The sequence below is a fragment of the Methylobacterium sp. WL19 genome, assembly GCF_008040005.1.
GTDB classification, from domain to species: domain Bacteria; phylum Pseudomonadota; class Alphaproteobacteria; order Rhizobiales; family Beijerinckiaceae; genus Methylobacterium; species Methylobacterium bullatum.
This window is the reverse complement of the sequence record NZ_VRVC01000200.1, coordinates 1-5,617: the sequence shown is the minus strand read 5'-3', so window position 1 is coordinate 5,617 and position 5,617 is coordinate 1. Positions and strand designations below refer to the sequence as shown.

The following is a 5,617-nucleotide window of genomic DNA, read 5'->3' as shown; positions in this document are numbered from 1 at the left end:
TGGTTCAACCGATTCCGTCGATTGCCCGTCCGCTACGAGCGACGCAGCGACATCTACGAGGCCTTCACGAGCCTCGCGGCCAGCCTCATCACCCTCAACCAGATCAAACGGTTCTGTTAGGCGCTCTAAAGGACCGCCTCGATCAACCCGAGGCTCTTGGCTTCCTCGGCCTCGATATACCAATTGTACGGGGCTTTCTCGATGACCTCCTCCAAGGAGACCTGCGAGCCGGTGACGAGGTTGGCGAAGCCCTCGTTCTGAATCTCGATGGAGGTCTCGATCTCGTGCAATGTCGCCTTGAGGGTGGCGATGCAGGTGGTGAGGGGACCGTGGATCTCCAAGGTCTTGGCCATCTTGCGCTCGTGGATCATCAGTCGCGTACCGCGCGTGAGATAGCGGTTCGGACGCGCGAAGAAACTCATGAGCGTCGTGCCAGCCGAGTAGATCGCCGCCTTGCCAAGGAAGACGAAACGGCGATGCGGCGTCACCTCGCTGGCAAAGCGAATGTCTTCGCCCATCATCCGGGCCACTTCCGGGTCGCCGCCGAGGGTGGTGAGTTCGACCACCACGAGGTCCAGCCCGGAGGCGGCGTCGAGTTGGCGCCGGAAAGCCTTGTACATGTCGTGATCGACCGGTCCCGACAGCAGAATGGCGGGGCCCTTGAAGTCCGGGGCGGAAAGCAGCGTGTTGTCCATCATCGATCCTCTGCCGAAAGGCACATCGGGACGCATCCCCGCATGCCTCGTGCCGGATCGAGAAGCCTCACCCGCGCATGTGGTTGCCGGGTGTGGGAAAAAATCCGCCTGGCGGCATCCGGCATCCGGCATCCGACAGACAAAGGGCCGCCGATCTGGACTTTTCGGCCCACCGCCTCTATATCGATCCTGCGTTTGATGACCGGTTCGTAATAACGTTTCAGGACCCGGAGGGCAGTACTCCGGCGCCTCCACCAAAAACGCATCGTGATGCGTTTCTGATGGGGGCGAAATAGGATCGACTGGGCGGTAAAGGGATCGCGAGAGCGTCGGTAAGGACTCGACCGGTTTGGCGCAGGCAACCCCTGTTCCAAGTATTTGGCCAAAACTCTAAATGCCAACGATAACGTTGTCATGGATGCCCGCCTCGCGGCGTAAGCATCTTGCGGTAGGGTAACCGTCGAAACAGAACCCGGGGCTTCGGCTCCGGGACCCACCTTTCTCATCATAGTTGATGTTATTTTGTCAGCCGCGGCACTGCCGTTTTCGGCTGCTTTTTCGCCTTTATACTCACACGAGCCTGGGATGCGGGTTCTTCGCGCCCGCTTGGCGGTATTTCACCCCTCCCTTCCGCCACTCAATGACGGCCGCGCTGTGCGTGTGCGCACATATACCATTTGGAATTCTTCCAAGGTGTTGCTGCACGGTCCGCCTGCGCTACTTCGTGGCACCAGGGAAAGTTCTGCACCGTCGAGCGTTTGTCGGGGGCTGGTCGAAGCCTCGCGCAAACGTCCGCGACACGACCTAACGGAATTACACGTCTCATGGATCAGGTTCGGAGAACGCCATGTATGGCTCTGAAGACCTCGAACTCAACCGGCGCCATCTGATGGCGGGCGCCTCTGCCTGTGCCGTCGTCACAGCCTGTCCCTCCGCTTCCTGGGCGGCCACCGAGAGCACGTCAGACTCGGTGACATCCAAAGTGTCGCTCACGGTGAACGGGACGTCACATGAGATCGACATCGATACGCGCACCACTCTCCTCGACGCCGTGCGGGAGCACCTTCACCTGACCGGTGCCAAAAAGGGCTGCGACCACGGCCAGTGTGGGGCCTGCACGATGATCGTCGATGGAAGACGCATCAATTCCTGCCTGACCCTCGCGGTCATGCACCAGGGCGATGCCATCACCACCATTGAAGGCTTGGGCAAGCCAGGCAACCTGCATCCGATGCAGGCCGCTTTCGTCAAGCATGACGGCTATCAATGCGGATTTTGTACGCCGGGTCAGATCTGCTCCGGTGTCGCGGTTCTCGAAGAGATCAAGGCCGGCATCCCAAGCCACGTCACGGCCGATCTCAACGCGACCTCCGCGATTACCGCGGACGAGATCCGCGAGCGCATGAGCGGCAACATCTGCCGCTGCGGCGCTTATTCCAACATCGTGGACGCCATGACTGAAGTCGCTGGGAGGCAGGCATGAAGTCCTTCACTTACGAACGCGCTTCCTCGCCTGCGGAGGCCGCTGCGTCCGTCTTACGCGTACCCGGCGCAAAGTTCATCGCCGGCGGCACCAATCTTCTCGATCTGATGAAGCTGCAGGTGGAGACGCCGACCCATCTCGTCGACGTCAACGGCCTTGATCTCGATACGATCGAGCCGACGGAGGAGGGCGGTCTGCGGATCGGCGCCCTGGTGCGCAACACCGATCTTGCGGCCGATCTGCGGGTTCGGCGCGGCTACGGAGTCCTGAGCCGGGCCCTTCTGTCCGGGGCATCCGGCCAGTTGCGCAACAAGGCGACGACGGCGGGCAATCTCCTCCAGCGCACGCGCTGCCCCTATTTTTACGATACCGCTCAACCCTGCAACAAGCGACAGCCTGGAAGCGGCTGTTCGGCCATCGGCGGCATCAGTCGCCAACTCGCGGTGGTGGGGGCCAGCGAAGCCTGCATCGCCACGCATCCGGGCGACATGGCCGTGGCCATGCGGGTTCTCGACGCGAACGTGGAGACCGTGAACGACAAGGGTGACACGCGGACCATCCCCATCGCGGAGTTTCATCGCCTGCCTGGTGACACGCCCGAGATCGAGACGAACTTGCGGCCGGGCGAACTGATCACGGCGGTGACTCTGCCGAAGCCGGTCTCGGGCATGCATGTATACCGCAAGGTCCGGGACAGAGCCTCGTATGCCTTCGCGTTGATCTCCATCGCGGGGATCGTCCAGCGCGATGGGACCGGACGCATCGCCGTCGGTGGCGTCGCCCCGAAGCCGTGGCGCGACGAGGCCGCTGAGGCCGAGTTGCCGAAAGGCGCCAAGGCCGCGACGGAGCGTTTGTTCGCGGGAGCGAAGCCGACCCACGACAACGCCTACAAGCTCAAGCTCACCGAGCGCGCGCTCGGTGCCGTCCTGTCCGAAGCGAGGGCCTGAACCATGAAGTTCGACACTCCCGCTGGCCGCAACCCCATCGATCAGCTGAAAGTGGTGGGCAAGGCCACGGACCGGATCGACGGTCCCTTCAAGACCACCGGCACTGCGAACTACGCTTACGACTGGCACGATCCGCAATCGAAGGCGGTCTACGGCTTCGTCGTGGGCGCGACCATCGCTAAGGGGCGGATCGAGGCAATGGGTCTCGACGAGGCCAGGGCCGCACGCGGCGTGCTCGCCATCGTCACTGCAGAGAATGCCGGCCCCCTCGACAAGGGTAAGCTCAACGCCGCCAAGCTTCTCGGCGGCCCCGAGATCGAGCATTATCACCAGGCGGTCGCCTTGGTCGTGGCGGAGACATTCGAGCAGGCCCGTTCAGCGGCGGCCCTCATCCGTATCGATTATGCCGAATCCAAAGGCGCGTTCGATCTCGCGGCAGCGAAGGATACGGGCAAGCCCGAGAAACTCGCCGGTGCCCCGTCCGACACCTCCATCGGTGATTTCGCCGGGGCCTTCGCCTCTGCCCCGGTTCAACTCGACGCCACCTACAGCACGCCCGATCAAGCTCATGCGATGATGGAGCCGCATGCGTCCATCGCGTCCTGGGATGGCGATGCAGTGACCGTCTGGACCTCGAACCAGATGATCGCCTGGGGTACACGGGATCTGGCCCTGACCCTCGGCATCCCGAAGGAGAAGGTGCGCCTCGTCTCGCCCTTCGTCGGCGGCGGGTTTGGCGGAAAGCTGTTCCTGCGGGCGGAAGCGGTATTGGCCGCCCTGGGCGCTCGCGCCGCAAAGCGGCCGGTGAAGGTGGCGCTGACCCGTCCGCTCAGCTTCAACAACACCGTGCATCGGCCCGCCACGATCCAGCGCATCCGCCTCGGCGCGACGCCGGACGGCACGATCACGGCCATCGGCCATGAGAGCTGGTCCGGCAATCTGCCCGGCGGCAAGCCGGAGGCGGCGGTGCAACAGACGCGCCTGCTCTATGCGGGCGCCAACCGCATGACCCAAACCCGGCTCGCCATGCTCGACCTGCCCGAGGGCAACTCTATGCGCGCGCCCGGCGAAGCGCCCGGCTTGATGGTCCTCGAGATCGCCATGGACGAGATGGCGGAGAAACTCGGTCTCGATCCGGTCGAGTTCCGCATCCGCAACGACACCCAGGTCGATCCCGAGAAGCCAGAGCGCCGGTTCTCCCAGCGCAGCCTGATCGAATGCCTCCGCCTGGGCGCGGCGCGCTTCGAATGGGACAAGCGGGTCGTCAAGCCCGGTCAGGTCCGTGACGGGCGCTGGCTCGTCGGAATGGGTGTCGCCGCGGCGTTCCGCAACAATATGAACGTCAAATCGGGGGCGCGCGTCCGTCTAGATAGCCAGGGCGTGGTGACGGTCGAGACCGACATGACCGATATCGGTACTGGCAGCTACACGATCATCGGCCAGACGGCTGCCGAGATGATGGGCTTGAGCCTCGACAGGGTCGTGGTGCGGCTCGGCGATTCTGCCTTCCCCGTCTCGTCGGGATCCGGTGGCCAATTCGGCGCGAACTCCTCGACGTCGGGGGTCTACGCCGCTTGCGTCAAGCTCCGCGAGGCGGTGGCGAGATCGCTCGGGTTCAACTCGGACGATGCCGTGTTCGAGGATGGGCGTGTCCGCTCGGGCAACCGCTCCGTTCCGCTCGCCGAGGCCGCGAAGGCGGGCGACATCGTCGCCGAGGACACGATCGAGTTCGGCGGCGATCTCTCGAAGACGTACCAGCAATCGACCTTTGGGGCGCATTTCGTCGAGGTCGGCGTCGATGTGAGCACGGCGGAGATCAGGGTGAGGCGGATGCTGGCGGTCTGTGCGGCCGGACGCATCCTTAATCCAAAGTCTGCCCGCAGCCAGGTCATCGGAGGCATGACCATGGGGGTAGGTGCCGCGCTGATGGAGGAGTTGGCTGTCGACACAAGGCGCGGTTTCTTCGTCAATCACGACCTTGCCGGATACGAAGTCCCGGTCCATGCCGACATCCCGCATCAGGAGGTAATCTTCCTCGACGAGACCGACCCGATCTCCTCGCCGATGAAGGCCAAGGGCGTTGGGGAACTCGGTATCTGCGGCGTCAGCGCGGCGGTGGCCAACGCGGTCTACAACGCCACCGGCATACGGGTGCGCGATTACCCGCTCACCCTCGACAAACTTCTTGACCGTATGCCTGACGCCGCCTGAGACCAGTGATGTCTGCCGAGGGCGCGTGTCGTTCGCGCCTTCGGCCTCCGTTGCGTCATCGGGATTGTATTGGCCGAGCCACCCCGGTGTTGCGCCGCTCTACGTCGGACGGGCTTTTGCCCGCGGTTTATCTCGAAGCGGCGAGCGGGTGCGGGGTTCACGAAGCGCGAAATCCTTGTTTGCCGGCAATGAGTTATGTTGTGGCGTCATGTGTTTGTCGCGAAAATCGATCAGCTTTGCGATTTTGGCATTGACGGTTCGATGAAGGGCCTCTAGAAGCC

Annotated in this window: 5 protein-coding genes, 1 other RNA gene and 1 pseudogene; 5 read left to right on the top strand and 2 right to left on the bottom strand. The window is 63.4% G+C overall.

All coding sequences use genetic code 11. The annotated features are described in order from the left end of the window. Nucleotides 1-120: pseudogene (locus FV220_RS23750) on the top strand (IS5/IS1182 family transposase); the annotation flags it as partial. A 5-nt stretch (nucleotides 121-125) separates the two neighbouring features. Here the strand turns inward: FV220_RS23750 and FV220_RS23745 are convergent. Beyond that, nucleotides 126-695, bottom strand: a complete 570-nt coding sequence (locus tag FV220_RS23745; RefSeq protein ID WP_147833449.1) for an ATP-dependent Clp protease proteolytic subunit — start codon at nucleotides 693-695, stop codon at nucleotides 126-128. 152 nt (nucleotides 696-847) lie between these two features. Between FV220_RS23745 and ssrA the strand changes: the two genes are divergently transcribed. The 4 genes from ssrA to paoC all read left to right on the top strand — a co-directional run bounded on the left by ssrA (nucleotide 848) and on the right by paoC (nucleotide 5,336). Beyond that, nucleotides 848-1,175: a transfer-messenger RNA gene (ssrA, locus tag FV220_RS23740) on the top strand. Nucleotides 1,176-1,542: 367 nt separating this feature from the next. Then, nucleotides 1,543-2,178 carry an aldehyde dehydrogenase iron-sulfur subunit PaoA gene (gene paoA / locus FV220_RS23735; RefSeq protein ID WP_056149811.1) on the top strand — a complete coding sequence of 212 codons (636 nt, stop codon included), beginning with the start codon at nucleotides 1,543-1,545 and terminating at the stop codon, nucleotides 2,176-2,178. Continuing rightward, the gene (locus tag FV220_RS23730) at nucleotides 2,175-3,125 is read left to right on the top strand and encodes a xanthine dehydrogenase family protein subunit M (RefSeq protein WP_056149810.1); all 951 of its coding nucleotides are present in this window, start codon (nucleotides 2,175-2,177) and stop codon (nucleotides 3,123-3,125) included. The genes paoA and FV220_RS23730 overlap by 4 nt, the downstream gene beginning before the upstream one ends. A gap of 3 nt (nucleotides 3,126-3,128) precedes the next feature. Next, entirely contained in the window at nucleotides 3,129-5,336 is a 2,208-nt protein-coding gene (gene paoC / locus FV220_RS23725) for an aldehyde oxidoreductase molybdenum-binding subunit PaoC (RefSeq protein WP_147833448.1), read from the top strand. Nucleotides 5,337-5,435: 99 nt separating this feature from the next. Here paoC and FV220_RS25880 read toward each other — a convergent pair. After that, the coding region (locus FV220_RS25880) for a hypothetical protein (RefSeq protein ID WP_210245970.1) at nucleotides 5,436-5,617 on the bottom strand (182 nt) is incomplete at its 5' end.